At 46.3% G+C, this 231-nt stretch carries 1 tRNA gene; it reads right to left on the minus strand.

Annotation, left to right across the window (positions count from 1 at the left end):
• Nucleotides 1-97: 97 nt before the first annotated feature.
• Nucleotides 98-174 (minus strand) — tRNA-Arg (locus BCT81_RS00120).
• Between the last annotated feature and the right edge of the window lie 57 nt (nucleotides 175-231).

Genomic DNA, 231 nt, shown 5'->3' on the forward strand with positions numbered 1-231 from the left:
CAGCTGAGCTAAGGACGCACGGTTTTGATATTAATTCTCGACGAACGATTTATCAATATCGGGATTCACATTCTTATTAGAAGCAAACCCTAAATAGTGGCGCGCTCTGGAGGATTCGAACCTCCGACCGCCTGGTTCGTAGCCAGGTACTCTATCCAGCTGAGCTAAGAGCGCACGGTTTTCGATATCAGTATTCGCAATATCAGGAGTTCACAAGGAAACCCTAAAGAG

Origin of the sequence: Vibrio sp. 10N.261.52.A1 (genome assembly GCF_002876325.1) — a bacterium.
In the GTDB taxonomy this organism is placed as follows: domain Bacteria; phylum Pseudomonadota; class Gammaproteobacteria; order Enterobacterales; family Vibrionaceae; genus Vibrio; species Vibrio chagasii.